The 26345-nt window shown below is 64.3% G+C and carries 22 protein-coding genes and 1 pseudogene; 12 read left to right on the top strand and 11 right to left on the bottom strand.

The genetic code is table 11. The features are described from left to right. Positions 1–15: 15 nt before the first annotated feature. From RSO68_RS05275 to RSO68_RS05260, 4 genes are all read left to right on the top strand, one after another. Positions 16–684 (top strand): alpha/beta hydrolase, encoded by a 669-nt coding sequence (locus RSO68_RS05275; protein ID WP_089849394.1) that lies wholly within the window; start codon positions 16–18, stop codon positions 682–684. 31 nt (positions 685–715) lie between these two features. After that, on the top strand, positions 716–1648 hold the full coding sequence (locus RSO68_RS05270) for a prenyltransferase (RefSeq protein ID WP_315585701.1): 933 nt from the start codon (positions 716–718) through the stop codon (positions 1646–1648). Positions 1649–1844: 196 nt separating this feature from the next. Continuing rightward, on the top strand, positions 1845–3185 hold the full coding sequence (locus tag RSO68_RS05265; protein ID WP_315585700.1) for a sensor domain-containing diguanylate cyclase: 1341 nt from the start codon (positions 1845–1847) through the stop codon (positions 3183–3185). A gap of 81 nt (positions 3186–3266) precedes the next feature. Next, on the top strand, positions 3267–3485 hold the full coding sequence (locus tag RSO68_RS05260) for a hypothetical protein (protein WP_089849388.1): 219 nt from the start codon (positions 3267–3269) through the stop codon (positions 3483–3485). Positions 3486–3604: 119 nt separating this feature from the next. On the opposite strand, the gene RSO68_RS05255 is transcribed toward RSO68_RS05260, so the two are convergent. Further along, positions 3605–5017, bottom strand: coding sequence for a PhoH family protein (locus RSO68_RS05255; protein ID WP_315585699.1), 1413 nt, complete (start codon positions 5015–5017; stop codon positions 3605–3607). Positions 5018–5331: 314 nt separating this feature from the next. Further along, positions 5332–6366: a patatin-like phospholipase family protein gene (locus tag RSO68_RS05250; protein WP_315585698.1), complete on the bottom strand. Its 1035-nt coding sequence runs from the start codon at positions 6364–6366 to the stop codon at positions 5332–5334. 516 nt (positions 6367–6882) lie between these two features. Between RSO68_RS05250 and RSO68_RS05245 the strand changes: the two genes are divergently transcribed. The 4 genes from RSO68_RS05245 (at position 6883) to RSO68_RS05230 (ending at position 10164) form a co-directional block, all read left to right on the top strand. Next, positions 6883–8082 carry a hypothetical protein gene (locus RSO68_RS05245; RefSeq protein ID WP_315585697.1) on the top strand — a complete coding sequence of 400 codons (1200 nt, stop codon included), beginning with the start codon at positions 6883–6885 and terminating at the stop codon, positions 8080–8082. A gap of 111 nt (positions 8083–8193) precedes the next feature. Continuing rightward, on the top strand, positions 8194–8661 hold the full coding sequence (locus RSO68_RS05240; RefSeq protein WP_315585696.1) for a hypothetical protein: 468 nt from the start codon (positions 8194–8196) through the stop codon (positions 8659–8661). Between the two features lie 78 nt (positions 8662–8739). Beyond that, positions 8740–9414, top strand: a complete 675-nt coding sequence (locus RSO68_RS05235; RefSeq protein ID WP_315585695.1) for a C39 family peptidase — start codon at positions 8740–8742, stop codon at positions 9412–9414. A gap of 15 nt (positions 9415–9429) precedes the next feature. Next, the gene (locus tag RSO68_RS05230) at positions 9430–10164 is read left to right on the top strand and encodes a hypothetical protein (RefSeq protein WP_315585694.1); all 735 of its coding nucleotides are present in this window, start codon (positions 9430–9432) and stop codon (positions 10162–10164) included. Between the two features lie 135 nt (positions 10165–10299). On the opposite strand, the gene RSO68_RS05225 is transcribed toward RSO68_RS05230, so the two are convergent. The 4 genes from RSO68_RS05225 to RSO68_RS05210 all read right to left on the bottom strand — a co-directional run bounded on the left by RSO68_RS05225 (position 10300) and on the right by RSO68_RS05210 (position 15160). Beyond that, positions 10300–11400 carry a transporter gene (locus RSO68_RS05225; RefSeq protein ID WP_315585693.1) on the bottom strand — a complete coding sequence of 367 codons (1101 nt, stop codon included), beginning with the start codon at positions 11398–11400 and terminating at the stop codon, positions 10300–10302. A 150-nt stretch (positions 11401–11550) separates the two neighbouring features. After that, on the bottom strand, positions 11551–12951 hold the full coding sequence (locus RSO68_RS05220) for a sigma-54 dependent transcriptional regulator (protein WP_315585692.1): 1401 nt from the start codon (positions 12949–12951) through the stop codon (positions 11551–11553). 672 nt (positions 12952–13623) lie between these two features. Continuing rightward, entirely contained in the window at positions 13624–14310 is a 687-nt protein-coding gene (locus RSO68_RS05215; RefSeq protein ID WP_089849370.1) for an SDR family oxidoreductase, read from the bottom strand. Between the two features lie 115 nt (positions 14311–14425). Next, on the bottom strand, positions 14426–15160 hold the full coding sequence (locus RSO68_RS05210; RefSeq protein ID WP_390882380.1) for a murein L,D-transpeptidase catalytic domain family protein: 735 nt from the start codon (positions 15158–15160) through the stop codon (positions 14426–14428). Positions 15161–15334: 174 nt separating this feature from the next. Here RSO68_RS05210 and RSO68_RS05205 point away from each other — a divergent pair, with 174 nt between their 5' ends. Continuing rightward, a complete protein-coding gene (locus RSO68_RS05205) occupies positions 15335–16960 on the top strand; it encodes a L,D-transpeptidase family protein (protein ID WP_315585691.1) in 1626 nt (541 codons plus the stop codon). A gap of 45 nt (positions 16961–17005) precedes the next feature. On the opposite strand, the gene RSO68_RS05200 is transcribed toward RSO68_RS05205, so the two are convergent. Together RSO68_RS05200 and RSO68_RS05195 are read right to left on the bottom strand one after the other, a co-directional pair. Further along, complete coding sequence (locus tag RSO68_RS05200; protein ID WP_315585749.1) at positions 17006–18811, bottom strand: ABC transporter ATP-binding protein; 1806 nt, start codon at positions 18809–18811, stop codon at positions 17006–17008. 84 nt (positions 18812–18895) lie between these two features. Further along, the gene (locus RSO68_RS05195; protein ID WP_315585690.1) at positions 18896–20317 is read right to left on the bottom strand and encodes an aminotransferase-like domain-containing protein; all 1422 of its coding nucleotides are present in this window, start codon (positions 20315–20317) and stop codon (positions 18896–18898) included. A gap of 253 nt (positions 20318–20570) precedes the next feature. On the opposite strand from RSO68_RS05195, the gene RSO68_RS05190 reads away from it, so the two are divergent. Beyond that, positions 20571–21191: a LysE family translocator gene (locus RSO68_RS05190; RefSeq protein ID WP_315585689.1), complete on the top strand. Its 621-nt coding sequence runs from the start codon at positions 20571–20573 to the stop codon at positions 21189–21191. 62 nt (positions 21192–21253) lie between these two features. Here RSO68_RS05190 and RSO68_RS05185 read toward each other — a convergent pair whose 3' ends face one another. Continuing rightward, entirely contained in the window at positions 21254–22957 is a 1704-nt protein-coding gene (locus RSO68_RS05185) for a peptidoglycan DD-metalloendopeptidase family protein (RefSeq protein WP_315585688.1), read from the bottom strand. A gap of 472 nt (positions 22958–23429) precedes the next feature. Here RSO68_RS05185 and RSO68_RS05180 point away from each other — a divergent pair, with 472 nt between their 5' ends. Further along, positions 23430–24332, top strand: coding sequence for a LysR family transcriptional regulator (locus RSO68_RS05180; RefSeq protein ID WP_315585687.1), 903 nt, complete (start codon positions 23430–23432; stop codon positions 24330–24332). Positions 24333–24424: 92 nt separating this feature from the next. Further along, positions 24425–25429: a glutathione S-transferase family protein gene (locus RSO68_RS05175; protein WP_315585686.1), complete on the top strand. Its 1005-nt coding sequence runs from the start codon at positions 24425–24427 to the stop codon at positions 25427–25429. A 219-nt stretch (positions 25430–25648) separates the two neighbouring features. Here the strand turns inward: RSO68_RS05175 and RSO68_RS05170 are convergent. Both RSO68_RS05170 and RSO68_RS05165 read right to left on the bottom strand, forming a co-directional pair. Further along, positions 25649–25774 (bottom strand): annotated as a pseudogene (locus RSO68_RS05170) (DUF188 domain-containing protein); the annotation flags it as partial. A gap of 43 nt (positions 25775–25817) precedes the next feature. Beyond that, entirely contained in the window at positions 25818–26267 is a 450-nt protein-coding gene (locus tag RSO68_RS05165; RefSeq protein WP_315585685.1) for a YaiI/YqxD family protein, read from the bottom strand. Between the last annotated feature and the right edge of the window lie 78 nt (positions 26268–26345).

Below are 26345 nucleotides of genomic sequence, written 5' to 3'. Positions count from 1 at the left end.
CCTGGAGGCGACTTAATGAACCATCCCGGCGAACTGATCATCGAGCCGAGAAACGGCCAGCCGGCCGATGCCTGCGTCATCATTCTGCACGGCCTGGGCGCCGACGGCCGTGACTTCGAGCCGCTGGTGCCGGCGCTTCCCCTGCCCGACGATGCCGCGGTGCGCTTCATCCTGCCCCACGCGCCGCGCCTCCCGGTGACCGTCAACGGCGGCATGACCATGCCGGCCTGGTACGACATCAAGGAGATGAGCCTCGATCGTCAGATCGACGAGGCCCAGCTGCTGGTCTCCGCGGAGCGTATCCAGGCCATGGTGCGTGAGCAGATCGAGCACGGCATCGACAGCCGCCGGATCATCCTGGCGGGCTTCTCCCAGGGGGGCGCGGTGGCCTATCAGGCGGCGCTCTCCTTCGAGGCGCCGCTGGGCGGCCTGCTGGCGCTCTCCACTTACTTCGCCACGGCCGACAGCGTCACGCTCAGCGAGGCCAACCGTGAGCTGCCCATCGAGGTCCATCACGGCAGCTTCGACCCGGTGGTGCCCGAGTCGCTGGGCAGGGCCGGGTACGACCGCGTGCTGACGCTCGGGTATCCGGCGCACTACCGCCGCTACCCCATGGCCCATGCGCTCTGCCCACAGCAGATCAGCGACATCGGCCGCTGGCTGGCCGAGCGGCTGGCGCGCTGAGCGGGTGGCCGTGCCCGGCCATGACGCCCGCGTGACGGCCCCCGCCGCCTCGACGAGCGATCTGCGCGTCATCTGGCGATGCGCGCGTCCCAACTTCCTGGTGCTGGCGCCGCTCTGCGCGGGGCTTGCGGTGACCAGCGCCTGGCTCGACGGCTGGGCGCTGGAGGGCGTCGCGATCCTGCTGGTGCTGCTCGCCGCGCTGCTGGCCCACGCCGCGGTGAACCTGTTCAACGAGCATCACGACTTCGTGAGCGGCCTGGATGCCACCACCCGGCGCACGCCTTTCTCCGGCGGTAGTGGCGCGCTGCCCGCGCAGCCCGAGGCGGCCCGGGCGGTGCATCGTGCCGCGCTTGCCTGCCTGGGCGGGGTCGTGATCGTCGGCGGCTGGTGTCTGTGGCGCGCCGGCCCCGCGCTACTGTTCTACGGTCTGCTCGGCATGGTGCTGGTGGTGGCCTATACCGGCTGGCTGACCCGCCGCCCCTGGCTCTGCCTGGTGGCGCCGGGGATGGGCTTCGGCACGCTGATGGTGGTCGGGGCGAACCATGCGCTCACCGGCGGCTTCTCTGCCACGGCGCTGGCCGTCTCAGCGGTGCCGACCCTGATGGTCAGCGCCCTGCTGCTGGCCAATCAGCTGCCGGATATCGAACCCGACCGCCGGGTGGGGCGCCATCATCTGGCCATCACGCTGGGCGCACGGCGGGCGGCGCGCCTGGTGGCAGTGCTGGTGCTTGGGGCCTTCGTGTCGGTCCCGCTGGCCTGGGCGGCGGGTTGGCTGCCCGCCGAGACCTGGCTGATGTGGCTGGCCGCGCCCGTGGCCCTGCGGCTCGTCGTAGGGCTGTGGCGCCTGCCTCCCGAGGTGGAGGAGGGCGAGGTCGCGGCCCTGCTACCGCTACTGGGCCTCAATGTCGCGCTGCTGCTCTTGAGCCTCGCGCTGCTCAACCTGGGGCTCTGGCTCGCCGCCTGAGGCCTCGGCTCGGCTGGCGTCGGTGCGTCGGCGGGGTGACTGGCTGGCCGGCGTCATACCCTCCCGCCAGGGACCCGTGGTCCTGTTGCTCGCCTGGCATCGGGCATGTGCCCGCGACCATCCTGGGCTAGGGTGTGAAGTGTAGGAGGGCAAGAGATCCTTCATGATCGACGCGGGGAAGCCCGGGACGGTGGGCATGGCACTCATCAAGGATAACTGGCGGCACTGGGTCTCGTCCCGGAGCCAGCAGGCATCGCTGGCCTCATCGCTGCTGGCGGGGTTCGCGGGCATGGCGATGCTCGTCGATGCCGACGGGGTCATCCTGAGCGTCAACCCCGGCTTTGCGCGCTACAGTGGTCATCCTGCCCATACGATGCTCGGTCGCCGTGTCACCTGCCTGGACGTCGATCCACTGCACGGCGACATCGGCCGGGCCCTGGCGTCCAGCCTGGCGCGTCGGTCGATCTGGCGAGGGGTGCTGCAGTGTCGCCGGGCCGACGGGCAGATCCTTCATCAGCAGGGCGTCTTCCAGCCGCTGGATACGCGGCCGGGCGAGTCGCTGCGCGTGCTGGTGACGCTGCACGACATCACCGACCTGTATCAGGGCGCCCTGCGTGATCATGCCCGGCTCGAATCCCTGCAGGGGACGCTCGACCGCCTCCCCGACGTGGTCTTCCAGCTTTGCCAGTCGGCGCGGGGCAATCTCGAGTTTCGCTACCTCAGTGCTGGGCTTCAGGCGCTGGCGGGCCTCGCGCCGCACAGCGTGATGAACGATGCCGAGACGCTGCTGGCGAGGATAGAGGACGATGATCGTCAGCGGTTGGACACCGCCCTGGCGCAGTCGGCCGTCAGTCTGACTCCCCTGGTACTGGAATGTCGCCTGGCGCTCGGCGATGATGCCTGCTGGATAGAATGGAGGGCCTCGCCACGTCGGTATCACGACGGCGATACCCTTTGGGATGGCGTGCTGCTGGATATTTCGACGCGCAAGAGAGAAGAGCAGCGCGTCAAGAAATTGATCAGTACCGACATGCTCACCGGGGTGCTCAATCGTCGCGCCTTCTTCGACTACGGCGAGGCCGTGCGGGCCCTGGCTGCACGTCACGGGCGAGCGGTGCCGATTGCCATGCTCGATATCGATCACTTCAAACGCCTCAACGATACCTATGGCCATGCCGCTGGCGATCTGGCGCTGAAGGCGTTCGCCGCGACCAGTCGTGACTGCCTGCGTCCCTACGATCTCTTCGCGCGCATCGGCGGCGAGGAGTTTGCCGTCATGCTGGTGGACACCTCACCTGTGGAGGCGCGAATAGTGCTGGAGCGCCTGCGCGCGGCGGTGGAGGAGATCAGACTCGACGTGCAGGGCGAGATGCTGGGCGTAACGGTCAGCCTGGGCCTGGCGGTGATGCCTCCTCAGGGGAGCCTCGAGCTTGCGCTCTCGCGGGCCGACGAGGCGCTCTACCGTGCCAAGCACAAAGGCCGCAACCGTCTCGTTCCGGCGCCGGGCTATCCCGAGCCCGATGGGCTCACTCGTTGATCGAACGGTGAATGGCTGGAGAAACGCCGCAGAGATCGGCAGGATAGGTACCCTCTACACGACAACACGAGGAGCCATGCCATGTCCCTATCGGAAGACTTTCGCCTGCCTGTCGCCTGCCCGAGTTGCGGCAGCCATCTGATGCGCGTCTCCAGCGTCAAGAATCCCGATGATCAGGTGCACTGCTCCTCCTGCCATCGTTTCGTCTGCCTGTGGCACGAGGCGCAGTCTGTACTGAGAAGGGGGGCCGGCAGCGAGAGCGAGGCCCTGATCGAAAAGGCGGTCAACCGCGGCGCCTGACGGGCCAGTGCAGGGCGGCTCGTGGCGAGGCGGACTGTCAGCAAGGGCCGGGCCGTGAGGCACCGGCCCTTCGGCATTTAGAGTGGTTCCTTTCAAGGCTGTGCCTTTAAGACCCCCCTTTAGAGCAGCTCCTCGCCGGCCAGAGCCAGGCGCGAGCGCTCGACGCTCTTGAGGGTGACGTGGCCGGCGTGGGGCCAGTCGCGGAAGTTCTGGACCACCGCCGCCATGCCGCAGGTATTGGCGGTGAGGTAGGGGGTATCGATCTGACCGACGTTGCCCAGGCAGACGATCTTGGTATTGCGTCCGGCCCGAGTGATCAGTGACTTGAGCTGCTTGGGCGTGAAGTTCTGGGCCTCGTCGATGATCAGGAAGGTGTCGTTGAGCGTGCGTCCGCGCATGAAGCCGGGCGCGCGGATCTGCACCCGTGAGGCCAGCAGTTGGCGAGTGGCCTCCTGGTTCCAGGTGCTGCTGCCGTCGTGCTCGTCGCGCAGCAGGTTGTCCATGTTGTCATGAAAGGCGCCCATCCAGGGCGACATCTTCTCCTCCTCGGTGCCGGGCAGAAAGCCGATATCCTCGCTCATGGAGATCGGCGCCCGGGTGAAGACGATACGCTCGAAACGCTTGCTGTCCAGAGTCTGCTGGAAGGCGGCGGCCAGCGTCATGAAGGTCTTGCCGGTGCCGGCACTGCCGGCGATGGTGACCAGGTCGATCTCCTCGTCCATCAGCAGGTTGAGGGTGAAGTTCTGCCGGCTGTCATGGGCGTGGACGCCCCAGACGCTGGCGCCATGGCGATAATTGGTCAGCAGTTCCAGGTGGGCATGCTTCGGTCCCGCCTCGCGCACGATGGCCTCGAAGCTGGCGCCCTCGTCACTGTCGGACACCAGCATCCCCAGGTGCCATTCCCGCGGCATGTCGCCGGCGAGACGATAGACGACGCGCTTATGCTGGCGCTCGACCTTCACATCTACCTCGAGGCTGTCCCACAGCCCGCTGCCGTCGTGGCCGGCATCGGGATAGATTCGCGCGCCGTCGATCATGGCGTCGCTGTCGTCGAAGGCGCGATCGGTGAGGTAGTCCTCGACCGGCACCTCCAGGGCCGCCGCCTTGACCCGCAGGTTGATGTCCTTGGTGACCAGGATCACCGAGGCGTCGGGGCGCTCATCGCGTAGGCGGCAGGTCTCGGCCAGCAGGCGGTTGTCGGGGCTCTCCTCGAGCGGGTCCAGCGGTTTCAGGTCGTTGTAGCAGAGCAGGCGCAGGCGACCCTCGGGACCGACGAGTCGCGGGATGGGAATGCCGTCGCGAATCTGGTCGATATCGACGTTGGCGGTGAGGTCCGAGAGGGTGCGGCTGACTTGGCGGGCGGTGCGGGCGATCTCGCGGATGCCGTTCTTGTGCTTGTCGAGCTCCTCGAGCACGGTCATGGGAATGACGACCTCGTGCTCGTCGAACTGATAGAGGGCGGCGGGGTCGTGGATCAGGACGTTGGTGTCCAGCACGTAGAGCCGTTTGGCCTTCTTGTCGATGCGTACCATCGGCGCAGTTCTCCTGTGTCATGGTGTCGACACTGCCGGCGCGCGATGTCAGGCAGGTGACAAGGGCGCAAGCGCTGTCGTCCCGCTCGTTGTCTGTCGTGTCACCTCCTGGTGGCCCTTTGATCCGTGGCCTGATGATGGTGGGCTGGCGCAGTACTGAGCTTCAAGTACTGAGCTTCAAGTACTGAGCTTCTAGTACTGAGCTTCTAGTACTGACCCCTTTACTACTGACTCATCGGTGCCGGCATGGTTCGAGCATGGACGCCGTTCACCGATGCTGCAATGCAATATCATGATGGACGATCAACGCTGGCTCAGCGAGTGGCTTCGACCTCCTGGAAGATGCGCTCCATATCCAGCGTGGAGTGCTGGCCCAGCGCCGCGAAGTGATCGGCCAGCCAGGCCTCGGTGGTCGCGCGTCCCAGGTCGTGCAGATGGGACAGGAAGGCCCACTCGGCGTTGAGCTTGCTGGACACCGAGAGATGCGAGAGCGGCTCGTCGCCGCTGAGGTGGTGAAGCCGGGCATCGCGATAGCAGCCGATGTCGATGTCGTGCTCGCCGAGCAGCTTCTGCAGCATCGCGATCATGCGCACCTCCTTGATCAGGGCGGCATTGAAGGTGATCTCGTTGAGCCGGTTGAGGATGTCCGCGGCGCTGGTGGGCAGCTCCTGACGATGCATGGGAGTGATCTGCACCATCAGGATGTCGCCCGCCGTGCAGTCGTGCAGCAGGGGCGAGAGCGAGGGATTGCCCATGTAGCCGCCGTCCCAGTAGGCCTCACCGTCGATCTCCACGGCCTGAAATACAGTGGGCAGGCAGGCCGAGGCCATCACCGCATCGAGACTCATCTCCTCCCGGGAAAAGATTCGCTGCTTGCCACTTCGCACGTTGGTGGCGGTGACGAAGAGCTTGAGGGTCTCGCAGGCGCGCACCCGGTCGAAATCGACGCGCTCGGCGACGATGTCGCGCAGCGGATTGAGGTTGAAGGGGTTGAAGTGGTAGGGCGAGACCAGTCGGCTCATCAGGTCCAGGGCTATGTATCCCGGGGAGTGGTCGAGGCTCCAGTTGCCGGTCATCACGTCCAGCGGGGTCCGGCGAACGGGGCTGGTCATGCCCGCCCGGCTCACCGCGCGCCAGAAGTCGCGCAGCGCCTGGCGCGCGCTCTCCTCGCCACCGCGGGTCAGGGCGTCAGCCATCACCACGCCGTTCATGGCCCCGGCACTGGTGCCGCTGATGCCCTCGATCTCGATGCGCTCATCCTCGAGCAGGCGGTCCATGACCCCCCAGGTGAAGGCGCCGTGAGCACCGCCTCCCTGCAGGGCCAGATCGATGCGCTTTCTCTCGCTCATGTCCGCTCCCTCGGCCGGCGAACCGGCACGCGACTGCCTGTGGTCAAGTCAGCATAAGGGGGGAGAGCGGCAGCCGCTAATCAGCCAATCACTCAATCGGCATCTTCCCTCTCCGCGAGCGGGGCCGCCTTGCCGGTCGACCGTCGAGTCGATACGCATCTCCTGGACTGTAACGTTCTCGAATCACTGAGCAGCATGTCGTTAATTAATTGTTCTAAAAGAGAATAAATGTACATCTGTGCAGCTATTCCGGCTCCGTGTTCAGGATATGGGGCACTCACGGTTCGGCTACAAATGGGTCGTCGAAACGGATCATCGTTCCGGAAACCTCCGAGATTTATAAATTTCTTACTCTTACAGTTGCTTACATCTGAGTCGAGATGCCGTTGGCACGTTTCCTGCTCAAGTATTCACGACTGCGAGCGGGAAGCGTCGTTCAAGGGTCCAGCACTTAACGTTGAGGACGATGGCGCGAGTTCGCAGGCTGCAGCAGACACAACAAATGGAGACATGATCATGAAAAAGCATCTTGTACTCGCGGGAACACCTCTGCTGGCCATCGTCATGGCCATTTCTACGGCGCACGCCAACCCGACCGCGACCTTCTCCGATGGAGCCGATCAGGACGTGAACTCTACTGCTACCGCGGTTGGAGGTGCTAGTGGTAGTGCTGTTGGCGGAGCAGGGCTTGGCTTGGGCGCTGGTGGTGCTGGTACCGGCGGCAGTGCCGATGGCGGAGACGACAATGACGGCGGCCTGCTGGGTGGCGGCGGATCTGGCGGGGCCGGTGGTAACGGCGGCGCAGGTTCAGGTGGCTATGCCAATGGCTCAGGTGCTGGTGGCATGGGAGGCTCCACCGGCCGTGGCGGCGACGCCTGGGCGATGAGCGAGTCCTACAATACCTCCACCAGTGTTATCTCTCGTCAGGATATGACCTCCACCGTCACCGGAACTCCCATCACGATCCTAGGTGGCGGAGGGGCTTCCGGCGCGGCCGGTGGCGCAGGTGGCGGAGCCCTCTCTCTCAACGTCGGCCTGGGCGTTGGCGGTAGTGGCGGAAATGGAAATGGCGGTGACGGCGGCGATTCCGGCGCGATTGGCCTTGGCGCCGGGACCGGGGGTACCGGTACCGGTACCGGTACTGGTGCCGGGACTGGTACCGGTACCGGCTTCGGTGTAGGTGGTAGTGCCGATGCCGGTAGCGGCGCGCTCTCCGCCTCTAATGCCGACAACGACCAGAGCGGTGACGGTGGCGCGGGCGGCTTCCTCGCTCCCGGCGGTGCGGGTGGTACCCAGTCTGCCGGCTCCTCAGCCGGGGCCTCTTCCGGAGCGACGGCCGGCACTGGAGGTAGCGGCAGTGGCACCGGCAACGGTAGCGGTAGCGGTACCGGCACTGGTTCCGGTGCAGGCGGGAACGGCAGCGGTACCGGCTGGGCCAGCGCGGTGGCCGGCGCCGGCGGCGACGGCTACGGTGGCGGCGGCGGTGGCGGCAGTGCTGCCACTGGTGATGCCTACGCATATGCGGGTGGTGGCGGTGCCGGCGGCAACGGCGGCAACGGCGGTGCGGCCATCCTGCGCACCGGCGCGGCCAATGTGTCCGTAGGTGGTGGAGTGTTCGGTGGCATCAACAACATGAACGTGTCCACCGGCCTCTACAACTCCCAGCTGTCCGGCACCAGCGTGGCGGCTCACAGCAACGTGAGCATCGGCAACTGATCCGGAGCGCGTGACGCGCGGATACGACGCAAGAATCGGGAGCCGGTGGAGACAACTCCACTGGCTCCTCGATGAAACGTCCCTGTGGATCGGAGTTCGGGAGTTCACGCCATGAAGAGCAACAGATTTTGTCCATATGCCGGTATGGGGCGTCATCGCCACACGGCGACGGTCTCCTTTCTCCTTTCGGCGCTGCTGGCGATAGGTGCGTCGAATAGTCAGGCGGACACGAACACTACTTTTTACCATGAAGTCGCCGTGATCGGCGGTGACGGCGATAAGTATATGACGGAAGGCTTCTCAGCCGTGGAGCAGCTGGATCTTGCGGAGATGGATCAGTCCAGGGCCCGGGAAGGGCAGACAGTCGTCAATATCAACACGGTGAAGAGCGTCCAGAAGATGAAGGCATCGGTGAACGACACGTCCTTCGATATCGGGGGAAACATGGTGTCGGGCAACATCACCTTCTCGCCGGAAGCGCTGGGCAGCTATAGCGGCACCGGTATCTTCAGCGCCGTGACCGGCAACGGTAACTCCATCAACAACGCGGTGGGTATCAGTGTGTTCATCGCTGACTAACGCGATGAACGTCGGTCACACAACGTGCCTACCAAGAGATGATTCGCCATGAACGTGCACCGGAGCCTTTGCTGTGGCATGGCATCACTGCTACTCATCGCGGGTAGCATGGAAGCCATCGCCGGCCAGGTCACCATTACCAATCGGTTCGGCAACTTTCAGGTAGAGGCCAAGAGTCTCCAGGAAAAGGGCTGGGACAGGGTGATCAGACAAGAGTACGACTTCAGCTGCGGTTCGGCCGCTGTGGCTACCTTATTGACCTACCACTATCAGCGTGACACGACCGAGGCCGAGGTCTTCGAGACCATGATTCGTGCCGGGGATGCTGAAAAGATCCAGCGCCATGGTTTTTCCATGTTGGACATGAAAGGCTACCTGGATGGCCGTGGACTCAATGCCGACGGCTTTCGAATCTCGCTGGATGATTTCATTCGCATCGGCGTTCCGGCCATCACCATGGTGAACACCGGTGGCTACAAGCATTTCGTCGTCGTCAAGGGTATCGATGCCGACAATATCCTGGTGGGGGACCCTGCCGCCGGTACCCTGGTAGTGCCTCGAGAGCACTTCGAGAACTTATGGAACGGGACGGTACTGGGTGCCCGGGATGAGATCGAGGTGGCTCGCCAGCATTTCAACCATGACCAGGACTGGGCCGTGCGCCCTGACTCCCCGCTCGACAGGGGCGTAAATCGCTCGAGCGTCGGGGCCAGCTTGCTGACCCTACCCGCCTACAACGAACTGGGGCGGTAACGAGGAGATAACACGATGAACTCTCTGTGTTGTAGGGGAGCGACGGCGAGCCGGCTCGGTTTGGCCTGTGCGGCTGCTCTGCTCCTGGCGGCTGCCTCTCAGGCGGCAACGACCGCTTCTTCTGAAACGGCTTCTTCTTCTGAAATGTCAGCGTCGGACCTTGCGGCTGGCTCCCATCAGCGTCACGTACCCGTCATGGTCCATGACGCGGAGAGGCTCTATACCGAGGTATCGCTGTCTCGTGGAGCCCATGACGGTTTCTATCGCGGCACTGTGATCGCGGCTGAGGAAATGGGCCAGATGCGTGCCGGCTTCAACCTTGGTGGGATTGATGTGGACTTCGGCGCCCGTCTCCAGACGCTGATCGATAACCGCGTCGAGATGATCTCCGTTATCAACTTTACCCGGGCGGGCACCAATATTGTCTCGCAGTCCTTCAGTGATCCTGCTGGCGCGGCTATCCCCGTGGGTAACGGTGCGGTTTCGGTAGCCGACGTGACTCCCGGTGGGGTGAACTTGACGGGCCTAGCCGACTTTTCGGGTATTGCCCTGAACGATGCCAAGGGCTTTACCACCGCCCTGCACAATATCACCCGGGATGCCATCATCAGCGGCGTGGTGAGCAATGCATCGAGCAGGAGCATCCAGCAGCGAATCGATATCAACGTTCGGCTCAATAACATGGGCGCCCTGGATGCCGCCAGGAAGCGGGCAGCGATCGTGGATTCGTTCTCTGGCATACTGCGCTGACACTGCCTGACTTTCCCATCGTTCTTTTATCGAGCCACAGAGTGAACAATGAGGCTGCCTTTTACGGGGAGCCTCATTGTTGTTGAATCTACTGCTTTTCTTACCCTGCGTTGACGTCTCTCCGTGCGTGTCAGTTTAGAAGACGTTCATGCCGATGGGCATACGCAGGGTCAAGGTGGTGTCAGGGGCGTCCTCGGTGATGCCGAGCTCGAGACCCAGATTGATATTAACATCCTGGCTAAGGGAGTAATTCCAGCCAAGCAGCAGGGAGCCGACGTTCAACGTTTGTGACTCAACCTGAGTCGTGCTGCCGTTAAGCGTATTGACGTATTCGGTCTTGGTCTTGCCGATGAAGTCGTTCTTGTAGCCCAGGGTAAAGGACGTGCGCGGATTGATCGCATACGCCATGCCGAAGCTGAGGCGTACGGCATCGCCCGGATCGACGTCGCCAACAAGTATATTCTCATCATCAATGCTTAGTCTCTGATCGACACTGTCTTCTAGGTGAAAGACATAGCCCAGGTTGGCGAAGTAGACCGCCGGGGCCGAGGGCAGAAGCACCGTAATGCTGGGCTCGATCGAGTGGAACCCCGTGCCGGTCGAGAGCTCCAACGGGTTGCCTGAACTGTCGCGATCGATGTCGAAGGGGCCATTGCCAGTGGTGGTCTTGTAGCGCAGGTTGCCGATGAAGAAGGGCATACCGTTCTGGCCGCGGTTCAGCTGATAGTGGGCCGCCAGCTCAATATCGCCCAGGCTATCGCCGGAGAGTTCGCGATCGAGGCTGAAGACATCGTCCTGGTTATCCTCGATGGGGACATTGACCCTCTCGTTTTCATCCCGATAGACGTAGGGCACCTTCATCTCGAGCTCCAGGCGATCGGTGAAGCCAAGACGACCGGTCAGGGAGGCGGTGTAGTTGTCGCGATCGACGTCCTGAGCCGTGAACACCCCGATCAGCAGCGTGCTCAGCACGCTGACCCCCTCGAAGGTCATGCGGTTAATGCTTTCGTGGGAGTATTGGAACTCGGGTTCCAGAATGAGACGGCCCTTAGGGGTGAGTACCCCGCCGTACTCGGCGATGGACTGAATCTGCGGTCTCTCTTCCTGCGTTTCGGGCGCTTGACCCACCGGTTGGATCTGAGAATTACGCCCCGCCTCTTGTGCGAGCGCTGGCATGCAGCCTAGCACTGTGAGGATACCCGCGGCATAGCGGATGGTCGTGGTTGCTGAGCTCATGGCTTCGATCCTTTTCTTGTTGCTTATCACGCGCCACTTTTTGCGCCGCACCTTAAGCACTTAGAGGCGTGCAGTAATGATCCCAGTTACTTCGTCCCCACCCCAGGGGCGAGCCGTCAAGCTTCGGTAAGCGCTGACACAGGCTCACTTTCAGGTTAGTTGAATGGTCTCGGATGTCGACGGAAAGTCTGCCGCGGCCTCATCCTGGACGCCGTTCCTGTCGATACCGTGCTTCTCGAGCAGTCTATACAGGGTGACCCGTGCGATGCCGAGTTCGCGCGCCGCGTGCAGTATCTTGTACTTGTTGCGTGCCAGCGCGGCCCTGATCGCCTCGCATTCTGCCGAGTCGCGAGCCTGCTGTAGGGAGTCGGTGTCTCGGGAATGGCCATTTCGCCGTTCCAATCCCAGATCGCCGGGGCTGATCAGGCGATGCTCGCACATGATCATGGAGCGCCTCACTCTGTTCACCATTTCTCGTATGTTTCCAGGCCAGTGGTACTGTTGCATGACCACCAGGCTCTCTTGGCTGAATCCACGCAACATGGCGGGTTTGTCCGATGAATATCGCTGGAAGAAGAAGTTGGCCAGCGGTTCGATATCCTCAGGATGCTCTTTCAGGGCGGGTGTCCGCACTTGAAGGACATTGAGGCGGTGAAAGAGGTCCTCCCGGAACTCTCCCTTCTCGATAGCCTTTTCGAGATCGACATGGGTGGCCGCCAGGACTCTGACATCGACGGGGATCTCCTTTTGTCCGCCGACGCGAAATACAGTTAATCTTTCCAAAAATCTCAGGAGATTGACCTGCATTTCCAGGGGAAGGTCACCAATTTCATCTAGAAAAAGGGTGCCGTTAGATGAGTTTTCTATAATGCCGATTTGTCGCTGATTGGCACCAGTGAAGGCGCCTTTCTCATGGCCGAAAAGCTCCGACTGGATGAGGCCCGCCGGCAACGCCCCGCAGTTGATTGCATTGAACGGTCCTTGGCGGCGAGACGACAGCTCATGAATGGCTCTTGCAGTCAGTTCCTTTCCCGTTCCGGATTTTCCGGTAATCAATACGGGAGCATCAACGGAAGCTACCTTGCGAATGGTCCGGTAGAGGTGCTGCATGACAGGCGTATCGCCAACCATGCATAAGGCTTTATTTTGACAACGCTTTCTGTTTTTTTCGCAAAGGTCACTCAGCTTGGCCATGCTCAGTGCACTCTCGATGAGCGTGTTGATGTATTGAGCGTCTAGTGAGCCGGAATGATAAGCAAAGCAGCACCTGTATATCAGATCTCGGGTTTCGTCACTCAGCAGCTCGACATTCTCGATGATCGATATCCAGTATAGATCAGGCATTTTTTCCATATACAACGGTATTGATGAAGGAGCTTCATCGAGAAAAACAAGTCCAACCCTGTAGTCTTGTTCGCTCAAGATCGCTCGGGCTTCTTCGAGAGTTCCGGGATGAAAGATCGACCAGTCATATCGTGACAGTGCCTCTACGGTGTTCCGCAAGGCCGAGTGATTACCGATAGCCATGATCTGCCTTGATGATTCCATCATCAGTCTTCCTTACGGTTACTGGTAATCATTGTGGATGGTGATCAAGGGTCGGTACGACTGTTCAAGGGTGATGCTCCTTGAACGACCTATTATTTATTCGTGCCTGTGTAAGCGTAGTTTTTCCAACCCGCTATTGAAATCGTGTGGCGATAAAGCCGTTACTCATGCAGAGGTGACTCTCCCAATATCGACCATGTTAGTGTTGGTGGATTTTACTTTACTGTAAAGTCATGTTACGTCGAGGTTCTCAACCTCGAATTGGTGCAATCCTTGGTAAGTAAATAAAAAATCCTTTTAATTCAAAAGATTGCAATCTTGATGGCGGTGTGGGTGTAGAGGGTGAGGTTAAGATGGGGTATTAAATTGGTACACGAGGTTGCAGGGAAATGTGAGGGGGGTAGTGAGGATGCAAAAGCGATCATGGGTGATGATGAGTAGCGATCATCAGGCTGGTTCATCACTATTTTAATCCTGTTTTTTTATACCAATTATTTCTTTAGTTATTTTTCTATAGCGCTGTTGCCGATTAATCTTGACTCGACCGGTACGCCGGGAGGAATCGGCAGGCGTAGTTCTTCCCTTCCCCCCGCTTGGGATGGCTCATCATAAGGCGGGGGGCACCAAATGCCGTCAGGTCGCGATGGCGTCTGCGGCGGTGACGACATAGAGCGCTTATTCCACGGGAGGAGTGGGACGAATCAGAATCTCGTTGACGTCCACATGGGGTGGCTGGTTGAGCGCGTAGATCACCGCGTTGGCGATATCGCGATCTTCCATGGCGTGTTCTGGAGGTTCGTCGAAGAAGGGCGTGTCCACCATGCCGGGCTCAATCAGCGTCACCCGGATGCCGCTGCCGCGCAACTCTTCACGCAGGTTGTAGCCGATGCCGGTGACCGCCCACTTGGTGGCGCTGTACATGGAGCCGGGGATGGTGGCCCGGCCGGCGGCCGATCCCGTGAGTAGCACCTGACCGCGACTGTGACGCAACGCTGGCAGGGTCGCCTGCAGGGTCAGGCCCACTCCATAGACGTTGGTCAGGATCATGTCGCGCCAGGCGTCGTGATCGGCGCCGCTGAAACCTCCGGGTGAGCCGCCGCGCCCCGCGTTGGCGAACACCGCATCGATACGGCCGAAACGCTCCAGCGCCTGCTCAACCATGGCCTGCTGGTCGTCCATGGAGGTGACGTCACAGCCGACGGCGAGGACGTTTTCCTGACCCAGCTCCTCGGCCAGGGCGTTCAGCTTCTCCCGGGAGCGGGCCGCCAGCACCAGCTTGTAGTTCTCACGCGCGGCGGCGCGGGCCGTAGCGGCGCCGATGCCGCTCGAGGCCCCGGTAATCAGTAATACCCGATCTTTCATCGTCTTCTCCTGTGCCATTGAGATGCCAGGTTGCAGAATGGCGCAGTCATCGTCGTCTGCGCAATCTCGGCGCGCGGGACGCTCGCCCCGATGATCGCCGACGGCAGGCAGTTCCTCAGTTCATGGCCAGTGGCCCCTCGTCACGGTCGCAGCGGAAGAAGTTCGAGCTCGCCAGCCACTCGGGATCCGGGTAGTAGGTAAAGAGATACTGATTGTCCTTGATGCTGTCGATCAGCGGGGTCGCCACTTCCTGGCGAACCGCCGGACAGCCGTGGCTGCGGCCGAGACGGCCGGTCTGCTGGATGAAGTCCTCGCTGACGTAGTCGGCACCGTGGATGACGATGGCTCGCTCATAGGCCAGGTCGTTGACCCCGGGCTCCAGCCCTTCGAGGCGCAGGGAGTAGCCTTTGCTGCCCCGGTAGCTGTTCATGGTGCGAAACAGCCCGATGCTTGACTGGTGACTCTCGGGGACGTTCGAGAAGCTCTGCGCCACGGCATTGCCCGACCCCTGGCCATGAGAGACCAGCTCCTTGAACAACAACTGCTGTTTTTGCAGGTCGAAGACCCAGAGGCGAGGCTCGGTGGAGGGCAGCGAGAAGTCGATCACTGCCAGTCGCTCGGCGTCCGGGTCGGCGCAGGCGAGTGCCCGCGCCGCGAGTTGCATTACCCGGGCATCGGCGCCGGGGGCCAGCCGTAACAGGGTCTGGTCGAGGGATGGGGAGTGCAGGGTGTTGGGCGTGTCGGCCTGCGCTAGGAAGTCGTCGCTGGCCAGGGAGGGCAGGGCGCCAAGCAGCAGGGCGCTGCAGAGGGCCGCGCCGGGCAGCCATCGGCTCGGGGAATTCATGGACATTCGGGAAACCTGTGGGGTGGGGTGGGTTGCGCTGCCGGCTCGACGTCCGTTCCGGAACGAAGGGGCGATCACGCGAACGGATAAGCGGCTTCCCTGCGGCTCGAGATCCAACACTATGATGATGATGAGCATCATAAAGAACCAGCCACCGACATCAACCTCGAGGAGGTCGCCATGTTCTGGGCAACCGGATGGAAGCCGATCGTTCTCGCGGCGGCGATGCTGCTGGCGTCCGCCTCCTCGGCGCTGGCCGAGGAGGGGGTGCCCACCCCGGGAGATCTCCTCGCCGAGCGCTTGGATGAGCGCCTAGGTGAGCAGGAGGTGGCCCTGCAGGCGTTCTACGCGGCGCGCGATGGACGGCCTGCCTGGCAGGAGACCGCCACCGTGGCGGCCCTTGCCAACGCCCTGCGCACCCTGGACGCCGATGGCCTGACGCCGCAGGACTACCGCCCGGATACCCTGGTGGCCGCTCATCGCCAGGCGCTCGCCGAGCAAAGCTCCCCGGCGGCACGGGCACGCTTCGATGTTCAGACCAGTCAAACCCTGCTGACGGCGCTGCGTCACCTGCAGCGCGGCAAGGTGGATCCCTATCGCATCGATCCGGGCTGGGAGGTGCCCATCGAGGCACCCCCGCTCGATCTCGCGGCGATATCACAGGCGGTGGACGCCCGTCGCTTCGAGCAGGCCTTCGCCTCGGCGCGTCCCTCTTCAGCCTCTTACGAGCGCCTGCGGGCGAGTCTCGCGCGCTATCGTCACATCGCGCGGCAGGGGGGCTGGCCGATGATGCCGCCCCGGTCGCAGTCGCTGCGCCCGGGGGAGCTCCACGACGATGTGCTGCTGCTGCGTGAGCGCCTGGCCATTCTGGGCGAGCTGGAGGTGATGGCGGCGGGTGTCTCCGCCGGGGTGGAGCCGCAAGCGACCGAACCGCGCCGCTACGACGAGCGTCTGGTGGCGGCCGTGGAGCGCTTCCAGCAGCGTCACCTGCTGGAGGTGGACGGCATCGTCGGGCCCCGGACGCGAGCGGCCCTGAACGTTCCCGTGGTCACCCGCATCGATCAGATCCGCGTCAACCTGGAGCGTGCTCGCTGGCTGCTCCATGGCCTGCCGGACTCCTTCGTGCTGGTGGATATCGCCGGCTACCGAATCCGCTACTTCCGCCCCGATGGCGACGTCTGGCGCTCTCGCATCGTGGTGGGGCGGCCCTATCGTCGCACCCCTTCGCTGCGATCAAGCATCAGCCACCTGACGATCAATCCCACCTGGACGGTGCCGCCGACCATCCTGCGCGAAGACGTGCTGCCCAGGGTGCGCCGCAACCTCGGCTACCTGTGGCAGCAGGATCTGATGGTGCTGAGCCCGTCCGGGCGACGCCTCGACCCGAGAGACGTCGACTGGTGGCGGCCCGGCAACGTCATCCTGCGCCAGCGCGCCGGTCCCCGGAACGCCCTGGGGCGCGTGGTGCTGCGCTTCCCCAACGATCACCTGGTCTACCTGCACGATACCCCGGCGCAGGCGCTCTTCGCCCGGGAACAGCGCGCGTTCAGCTCGGGCTGCATCCGCGTGCAGGGCGTGCTCGAGCTCGCCCAGCATCTCTTCGACGACACCGGCACCGAGGCCGAGGTGTCCACGCTGGTCGCCGCCGGGAGGACCCGCAACGTCCATCTCGAGCGCCCCGTGCCGGTCATCCTGCACTACTGGACGGTGCATCCGGATGAAGAGGGCCGGCTGGTCTTCCGCCCCGATGTCTACCAGCGCGATGCCGCACTGCTGGAGGCCCTTGACGCGTCTCCGACCCGCTAGCGCTTCATCAGAGGTTCTTGCCTGTTGCTCACCCTGCGTCGGCGTTCACTCGTAGCCCTTCGCCTGCAGGCGAAACAGCCTCGCGTAGCGACCGTTGGCGGCCATCAGGCTTGCATGGTCGCCCTGCTCGAGGATCTCGCCATTATCGATCACCAGGATCCAGTCGGCGGCCCGCACCGTCGAGAAACGGTGGGAGATCAGGATGGTCATGCGGTCGCGGCTGTGCTCGCGAAAGTCGGCGTAGACGGCGGCCTCCGCCGCGGCGTCCATGGCCGCGGTGGGCTCGTCGAGTACCAGGATGTCGGCGCCCTCGCGCATGTAGGCCCGCGACAGGGCGATCTTCTGCCACTGGCCGCCGGAGAGCTCCTGGCCGCCCTTGAACCAGCGTCCCAGCTGGGTGTGGTAGCCGTTCGGCATCTCGGCGATGAAGTCATCGGCCAGGCCGCGTCGCGCTGCCTCCTGCCAGCGCGCCTCGTCGGTGAAGGCCTCGACGTCCCCGGCGCCCAGGTTCTCGCCCACTTTCATCTGGTAGCGCACGAAGTCCTGGAAGATCACCCCGATGCGCCGGCGCAGGGTCTGGACCTCCCAGTCGCGCAGGTCGCTGCCGTCGAGCAGGATGCGCCCCCCGGTCGGCTCATAAAGGCGCGTCAGCAGCTTGATCAGGGTGGTCTTGCCCGAGCCGTTGGCCCCGACCAGGGCGAGGCTACGTCCCGGTCGCAGGTGCAGCGAGATCCCCGCAAGGGCCGGCGTCGTGCTGCCCGGATAGGTGAAGCTCACCGCCTCGAAGCGGATGCCGTCGCCCGGCTGCGCGCCCTCGGTCAACGTACCGCGCTCCGCCGGCACCGGCTGCTCGAGATACTCGTAGAGGTTCGACAGGTAGAGGTTGTCCTCGTACATGCCGCCGATCGCCGTGAGGCTCGCTGAGAGCGCCGCCTGGCCCTGCTTGAAGACCATCAGGTACATGGTCATCTCACCCAGGGTCAGCGTGCCGGTCACCGTCTCCACCACCACCCAGGCGTAGGCGCCGTAGAAGGCCAGGGTGCCGAGCAGGCCGAGCAGGAAGCCCCAGGTCTCGCGGCGGATGGTCAGGCGACGATCCTCGCCGTAGAGGGTGTCGAAGATCGTCCGGTAGCGATCCAGCAGCAGCGGCTCCAGGCCGAACAGCTTGACCTCCTTGATGCTGTCCTCGCGGGCCAGCACCGTCTCCAGGTACATCTGCATCCGCGTCTGCGGCGAGCGCCAGCGGAACAGCCGGAAGGCATCTCCCGAGAACTTGGCCTCCGAGACGAACACCGGCAGGGCGCCGATCACCAGCACCAGGATCGCCCAGGGCGAGAACTGCACCAGCAGCACCCCGAAGCTGGCCAGCGAGATGGCGTTCTGGGCCAGGCCGAAGGTCTTGTTGACCAGGCCCAGCGGGCGCGTCGAGGCCTCGCGGCGGGCTCGAGTCAGCTTGTCGTAGAACTCGGAGTCCTCGAACTGCTCGAGTGACAGGGTGCCGGCCTTCTCGAGGATCATCACGTTGACCTTCTGGCCGAGCAGCGCGCGCAGCAGCGACTGCTGGCCCGCGAGGCCGCGCTGGGCCAAGGCGATCGTGGCGATCACTCCGGCTTCTGCCAGCACGTAGCGCAGCACTCCCCACCACTCGACGCGACCGGTGTCGCGATGCACCGCCATCGCCGCGACCACGGCATCAACGATCAGCTGGCCGATCCAGGCCGCCACCGCCGGCAGCACGCCGGCGACCAGGGTGCACAGCGCGAGCCCCAGGGTCAGCGGGCGCGAGGTCTGCCAGACCAGCGCCAGGGCGCGATGGCTGTAGCGAAAGACGCCGACGAAGCCGGCGAGCATGCCGCCGGGGCGCGGTGAGGAGGGGGCGTGGGCGTGAGGTGAGGACAAGCGCGTGGCTCCTGGCAGTGAAGGGGAGAGAAGGGGTCAGACCAGCGGCGAGACCCGCCGGGGTTCCTCGTCGAGCAGCGCGGCCAGCCGGGTCAGGCCCTCGTCGAGCCGGGCGCGCTCGGCGGGCGGCGTCACGCAGATGCGCACCGCCTGGGGGGCGGGCTGGCTGCCCACGCAGAAGGGGTCGGCGCCGAGCAGGGTGACGCCGCGTTCGGCGGCGCGGGCCACCACGTCCACCGCTCGCCAGGGCTCGGGCAGGCGCAGCCAGGCATGGAAGCCGCAGGGATGGGCGACGATATCATGGCCTTTGAGACGCTCGGCGAGCAGTCGCTGGCGCGCGGACACCTCCTGCCACTGCCATTCGATCAGGGCCGTGGCCTCGGCGCTGGTCAGCCAGTCCGCGGCGGCGCGAGTCATCAGCTCCGGCATCGCCCAGCACTGGGCCCGCAGGGCGGCGGTAAGGCGCGGCATCAGGTTGGCGGGGGCCCGCAGGGCGCCCAGGCGCAGCCCACCGGCGAGCAGCTTGGAGACGCTGAAGATGTAGAGCGCGCGCTCCGGCGCCAGCCGGTAGAACGGCGTGCCGCGGGTCGCGGCGGTCACGAACTGCACGCCGTCTTCCAGCAGCAGCAGATCATGGCGCCTGGCCACCTCGACGATGGCGTGGCGTCGCGCCTCGCCCATTCGCGCGCCGGTGGGATTGTTGTGCTCGGGCATCAGGTAGAGCAGGCGGATGCGCTGCTGCTGGCACAGGCGCTCCAGCGCCTCGGGCTGGAGGCCTTCGTCATCCATCGGCACCGCCACGTGCTTCAAGCCCAGCTGACGGCTGGTGGCGATCATGCCGGGGTAGGTGAGGGCCGCCGAGGCCACCGCCTCGCCGGGCTGTACCAGCGCCTGCAGGGCCAGGAAGTCGGCGTGCTGACCTCCGGCGGTGAGGATCAGATCCTCGGCCGATAGCGGCAGGCCCTGGCGGGTCAGCCAGCCGGCCAGCGCCTCGCGGCTGGCCGGGCTGCCCTGTTCGGGCGGATAGGCCAGGGCGGCCTCGATGGCCTGGGCAGACTGGCTCAGGCGTGACAGCACGCCGGTAAGCTGCTCTGCCCGCCAGGGATGGGGAATCGGCACGCTGAGCGACAGGTCGATGCTGCCCTCGGCGGCGTGGGACAGATGATGGAAGCGCGGCGCCTCGGCCGACGGCGAGCGAACCCGGGTGCCGCTGCCGACTCGGGCCTCGACCAGGCCGCGGCGCTCGGCCTCGCGATAGGCGCGGGTGATGGTGCCAACGGTCACCTTGAGGGCATCAGCCAGCAGCCGCTGAGGCGGCAGGCGCTCGCCGGGAGCGAGGGTGCCGGCGGCGATATCGGCGGCCAGCTGATCGACCAGCGCCTGGTAGCGCGGGGTGTCGGCCCCCTCGAGGTCGGGCAGCCACTGGCAGCGAGCGCGGGCCTGGGCCTGGATGTCCATGCGGCGACTCTCCAACGGATAACGGTAAAGGCTGACGGGCGATCCTGTCAGTGAGAATCAGGGCGGTCGGGCGAATTCGGGAGCGGACAATGTCGGGGTGACAAAGCATTCCTTGATCGGCGAAAACGGCGGCGCATACTGGGATTGTGCGCGCAATTGGCGTTTTTTCCAGGAATATTTGCAGAATTGCACCCCTACAATAGTCGTCGTTGGCGACGTCCCCGACTCGATTGACGATACGAAGGAGCCCTCCATGACACTCCCGCTGCCCGAGCTGCTCGCCCTGGTGGGTCCGATGATGCTGTTCGCGATCAGCATGTCCGCCACGCCCGGTCCCAACAACATGATGCTGACCGCCTCGGGCGCCAATTTCGGCTTCCTGCGCACTCTGCCTCACATGCTCGGCATCTCGATCGGCGTGATGGGGCTGATGGGGGCCGTGGCGCTAGGGCTCGGGGCCCTGTTCGAGCAGTGGCCGCCGCTGCAGCAGGGGCTCAAGCTCATTGGCAGCGCCTACCTGCTGTGGCTGGCCTACCGGATCGCCACCGCGCCGCCACCGGACGGGGAGAGGGCCGACGCTGAGGCGCGGCCGCTGACCTTCTGGCAGGCCGCCGCCTTCCAGTTCGCCAACCCCAAGGCATGGGTGATGGCGATCTCGGGGATCGCCTCCTTCACGCTCTCCGGCGATGCCTTCCTGGCCTCGTCGGTGGTGGTGATCGCGGTGATGGGCATGACCAACCTGCCGTCGATCGCACTCTGGGCCGGGTTTGGCGTGGCCGTCGGTCGGCTGATGAGAACGCCTCGTCACTGGCGGGTCTTCAATGCGCTGATGGGGCTTCTGACCGCGGCTTGCGTGGTGATGATCCTGGGCTGAGTCGGGCCAGAAACGACGGCGCCCCGCTCGAGGCGGGGCGCTTTACGGCGACGAAGGCGCGATCAGCCTTCGTCGTCATCCGCGGCGGGCTGCTCGGTGCTGGCCACCACACTGCCGGTCTGGCCGCTCTGCAGGGCCGCCAGCATCGGCTTCGCCTGACGCTGGAAGGCCACCAGGCGATCTCCCTGCAGACTCTGATTATCCGGCAGCGACACCTTCATGGCATTCACCTGGGTGTTGTTGACCAGGACCTCATAGTGCAGGTGCGGGCCGGTGCTGCGGCCGGTGTTGCCGGAGAGGGCGATGCGCTCGCCCATGGTGACGCGCTCACCGTTGCTGACCATCGGGCGAGAGAGGTGCAGGTAGCGAGTCTTGTAGCCGTTGTCGTGACGGATCACGATGTAGCGCCCCGCCGCTGGGTGGTTGCCGACCTTCTCGACGCGGCCGTCGGCCGGTGCCAGCACGTTGGACCCGATCGGCATGGCGAAGTCGGTGCCCTTGTGGGGACTGATGCGGCCGGTGACCGGGTGATGGCGGTTGGGGTTGAAGTGCGAACTGAGCCGATAGCGCCCTTCGAAGGGGTAGCGGTTGAAGGCCGGGTCGAGGCTCGCGCCTTCCGGCGTATAGAAACGATTATTGTCGGGATTGCGCACCACGGTGAGGTTCATGCGTGCGCCTTCGTAGGCGACCGCGAGGACGCGAGGGTCGAGGCTCTCGCCGTCGATGATGTCGGATTCCACCAGCACCTGGAAGCGGTCGCCGCGACGAGTGTCGCGGCGAAAGTCGAGCTTCTTTTCCAGCACGCTGGAGAGTTCCGCGACCTCGGCGCTGGTCAGGCCGGTGGCCTTGGCCGATCGCGCGAAGCTGCCGCTGATGGTACCGGCGAAGAGGCGTTGCGTGGCTTCGCCGGCGCGCTCGATGGTGGCGACCTCGAAGGCGTCGTCCTGGCGTTCGACCAGGTAGCCGTCGCGGGCGTTCTTCATCATCCGCAGGGCGAGCAGGTCGCCCTGTTCGTCCAGCTGGTATTCGAAATGGTCGCCGACGCGCCAGTGGGTCAGCAGGCGAGGCTCGGGCAGGGAATCAAGCAGCGCCATGACCTCGCTATAGCCCATCTCGAGATGCTCCTGGGCCATGATGGCGAAGGTGTCGCCGCTCTGCACGCTATAGGTCTGCCACTGCGGGACGAAGGGCTCGGTGGCAACGATCTCCTGGTCGAGAACGATCGGGCCCTCGTCGAACAGCGCGAGCTCGTCTTCGCTGACATCTTCGTAGGAGGTGGCATCGGCGACCATGCCGTCGTCGAGTTCGAGCATGCCGGCGGCGATGGTGCCGACGACCACGGCCATGTGCTGGGCACCCTCGTCGAGGCGAGCAACCTCGACCGCCTCCTGATCAGCGGGTGATGATGCGGCGGTCAGCGCTGCCGACTCGGCGCTGTTGGCTCTGGCGGCGTCGATGAAGTCGATATCGACCACTTCCGAGGCCGTCAATGCGGAGATCGGCACGTGGCCGCGGGTCGCATCCAGCGCCCGGTTGGCCTTGGCCAGGGCGTCGCTCACCGCGTCCTGCTTGGTGCTGAGCGCGGGCAGGCCGGGGCTTGCGTCGGCGTCGAGGGGAACGAGAACGGTATCGAGCGTCTGTCGATCACGCTGAACATCTTCGAAGGTAGTGAACACCTTCTGGGCTCCCAGCACGGTCACCATGGTAGCAACGGGTAACAGCAGCAGCTTGTGAGTGCGGGGTAGCGAATGAAGAATTCGCATCATGATAATTAAGGCCGTGACAGTTTAAGAAAGGAAACGCGAAAAAATGGCCTTAGAACCATACTCTATGACGTATGAGATGCCTAGTCTGTATGGATATACAGAAAAGCTCCCCAAGCGCCGTCACCGCCGTACTTGCGCGAGAAAGTGACGGGGCGTGAGGCCTGTTTTGCCGTTGGCCGACGGCGCTCGAAAGGATGGCGCCTGGCGACGATATCCGCAAGTCAAATGGCCGAGTGTTTTCGTCAAGTTTCCGTCGCTGCGTCACGTCTTATTGTTAGGTAGAGCTTATTTTGTTTGATTCTCTGGAGACGTTATTTTGATTAGGAGTGAAAAAATAAGTCTTTTCTTTATATTTCCTTGTCGTTAATCCGCGTAGCGGAAATGTAAAAAAGCGTCGCAAGGCTGGCATCTCTAGTCGATTTTTTCGAAAATTCAGCGGCAATATAGGCTGTCCCTGTTCGAGGAATTCGACATGTCGCGTGTCACCCTGGCCCAATGGCAGATGCTGGCCGCCGTGGTCGACCACGGCGGCTTCGCGCGCGCCGCTGAAGCCGTCCACAAGAGCCCCTCGACCCTCAATCATGCGGTGCACAAGCTGGAGCAGCAGCTCGGCGTGAGGGTGCTGGAGCCCGTGGGGCGTCAGGTGCGGTTGACCGAGGCCGGCGAGATGCTGCTGCGCCGGGCCCGCCAGCTGATCGAGAACGCCGATTCCCTGGAGGACGTCGCGAGTCATCTGGCCGAAGGCCTGGAGGCGGAGATCGTGCTGGCCATCGACCAGATCTTTCCCCCGGATGCCCTGGCCCAGGCGCTGGAGGCCTTCTCCGAATCCTATCCCCACGTGCGGGTGCAATTGCACGAGACGGTGCTCAACGGGGGGCTCGAGATGCTGCAGGACGGCCATGCCGACCTGCTGGTCTCCGGCCTGGCCGCCAAGGGGTTTTTGGGCGAGCCGCTGGTGACGGTCGCCTTCCTCGCCGTGGCCCACCCCGACCATGAACTCCATTGCCTGGGGCGGATGCTGGACCTGCGCGACCTGGAGCAGCACCGGCAGCTCGTGGTGCGCGATTCCGCTCTGCGCCAGTCGTTGGATGCCGGCTGGCTGAAGGCCGAGCAGCGCTGGACGGTGAGCCATCTGGACACCTCCATCGACATGCTCGAGCGCAATCTCGGCTTCGCCTGGGTGCCCGAGACGCGCATCGCCGAGGCCCTGCAGGCGGGTCGCCTGGTGCCGTTGGCGCTGGCGGCGGGCGGCCGGCGCGAGGTGCCGATCCAGCTGATGCATCGCGACCAGGATCGCGCCGGGCCGGCCACCCGCGCCATGGCCCGCCACCTGCAGGAGGCCGTCCAGGCCTGTGCGCTCAGCGTAGAGGCTTGAAAAAATCGAATGAACGGGCGGAAAAAGTGCGCTTGAGCTTCGATTTTCTGATCTTAAGCTGGGGGCAACGTTTCGCAACCGAGGAGGCCGTGATGGGACTCTTGATCGACGGGCAGTGGCATGATCAGTGGTACGACACCAAGCGGCACGGCGGGGAGTTCGTGCGGGAATCGGCGAAGCTGCGCGACTGGATCACCCCCGACGGTTCCCCCGGGCCGGATGGCCAGCCGGGGCTGCCGGCCGAGGCGGGGCGCTACCACCTCTATGTCTCCCTGGCCTGCCCCTGGGCGCATCGCGCGCTGATCATGCGGCGCCTCAAGGGCCTGGAGGGGCTGATCGGCGTCTCCCACACCAGCCCGCTGATGCTCGATCAGGGCTGGAGCTATCACCGTGACGAGGGCTCCAGCGGCGACGCCGTCAACGGCGTCGACTACCACCGTGAGCTCTATACCCTCACCGATCCTCACTACACCGGCCGGGTGACCGTGCCAGCCCTGTGGGACAAGCAGCAGAGCCGCATCGTCAATAACGAGTCAGCCGACCTGATCCGCATGCTCGACGGCGCCTTCGATGGCCTCACCGGCAACCGGCTGGATCTCTATCCGGCCGACCTGCGCGAGACCATCGATGCCATCAACGCCGACGTCTACGAGCACGTTAATAACGGCGTCTACAAGTCTGGCTTCGCCACCGAACAGGACGTCTACGAGAAGCACGTGATGGCGCTGTTCTCGGCCCTCGATCGGCTCGAGGCGCGCCTGGCTGATTCCCGCTATCTGGCCGGCGAGTGGCTGACCGAGGCCGATATCCGCCTGTTCACCACCCTGGTGCGCTTCGATGCCGTCTACCACGGCCACTTCAAGTGCAACCTGCGGCGCATCGAGGACTACCCGAACCTGTCGAACTATCTGCGCGAGCTCTACCAGTGGCCGGGCATCGCGGAGACGGTGGACCTCGACCATATCAAGCGCCACTACTATTACAGCCACGACACCATCAACCCGACTCGCATCGTGCCCGCCGGCCCGCGCCTCGAGCTGGAGCGGCCCCACGATCGCGAGCGCCTGCCGGGGCAGGGCATCCGCGAGAAGGGGTAAGCCGCTGCCGGGATGGTCTGGCTGTGATGGCGGCGCAGGAGTGCGGTGGGGCGTGTCGCCGTCGACGGCTCTGCGCGGAGGCGCTGTGAACCCGTCCCTGGGCGCTACTTTTTCCATCCCTGGAAAAAGACCTCCGCTTCGTGCCGTCCCCGGCGCCACGGCGGGGACTCTACCGTTATCTCGGTCGCGCCAGCCGGCACAGGGTGTGTGGCACCGGCATCAGCGGCGCTGGTTCTTGGCGAGCCAGCGATTCAGGGCGTTGGCGAACTCGCGCCGGTCGGCGTCGGAGTAGCCGCTGGGGCCGCCGGTGTGCTCGCCGCTGGCGCGCAGGGTCTCCATGCCCGTCCTGGTATCAGTCGCATCTGCACCGGGTGCGGAGGCGTTATGATTAGGGGTTCTTGGCCAGCCACCGGTCCAGGGCGTTGGCGAACTCGCGACGGTCGGCGTCGGAGTAGCCGCTGGGGCCGCCGGTGTGCTCGCCGCTGGCGCGCAGGGTCTCCATGAAGTCCCGCATCTGTACCCGCGCGCGGATGTTGTTGGCATCCAGCCCCTCGCCGCGGGTGGTCATCACCCGCGCCCCGCGCTCGATGGCCTCCAGGGCCAGCGGCAGGTCCGAGGTGATCAGCAGATCGCCCTTGGCGAGTCGCTCGACGATCTCGTTATCGGCGGCGTCGAAGCCCTGGCTCACCGCGAGGCCCCTGACCCACTTCGAGGGCGGCAGCGGTACGGCGTGGTTAGCCACGAACCAGGTCGGGGTGGCGGTGCGTTCGGCGGCGCGGACGATGATCTCGCGCGCTACCCGGGGGCAGGCGTCGGCATCGACCCAGAGGCTCGGCATGAAGGGCTCCTGAAGGGGTGGAACGAATAAAGCTGGCCAGGTCACCGCGACGATGGTAGCATGCGCGCTCCTCGCATG

Origin of the sequence: Halomonas saccharevitans, from assembly GCF_032333995.1 — a bacterium.
Lineage (GTDB): Bacteria > Pseudomonadota > Gammaproteobacteria > Pseudomonadales > Halomonadaceae > Halomonas > Halomonas saccharevitans.
This window is presented reverse-complemented; position numbering and strand designations above follow the sequence as displayed.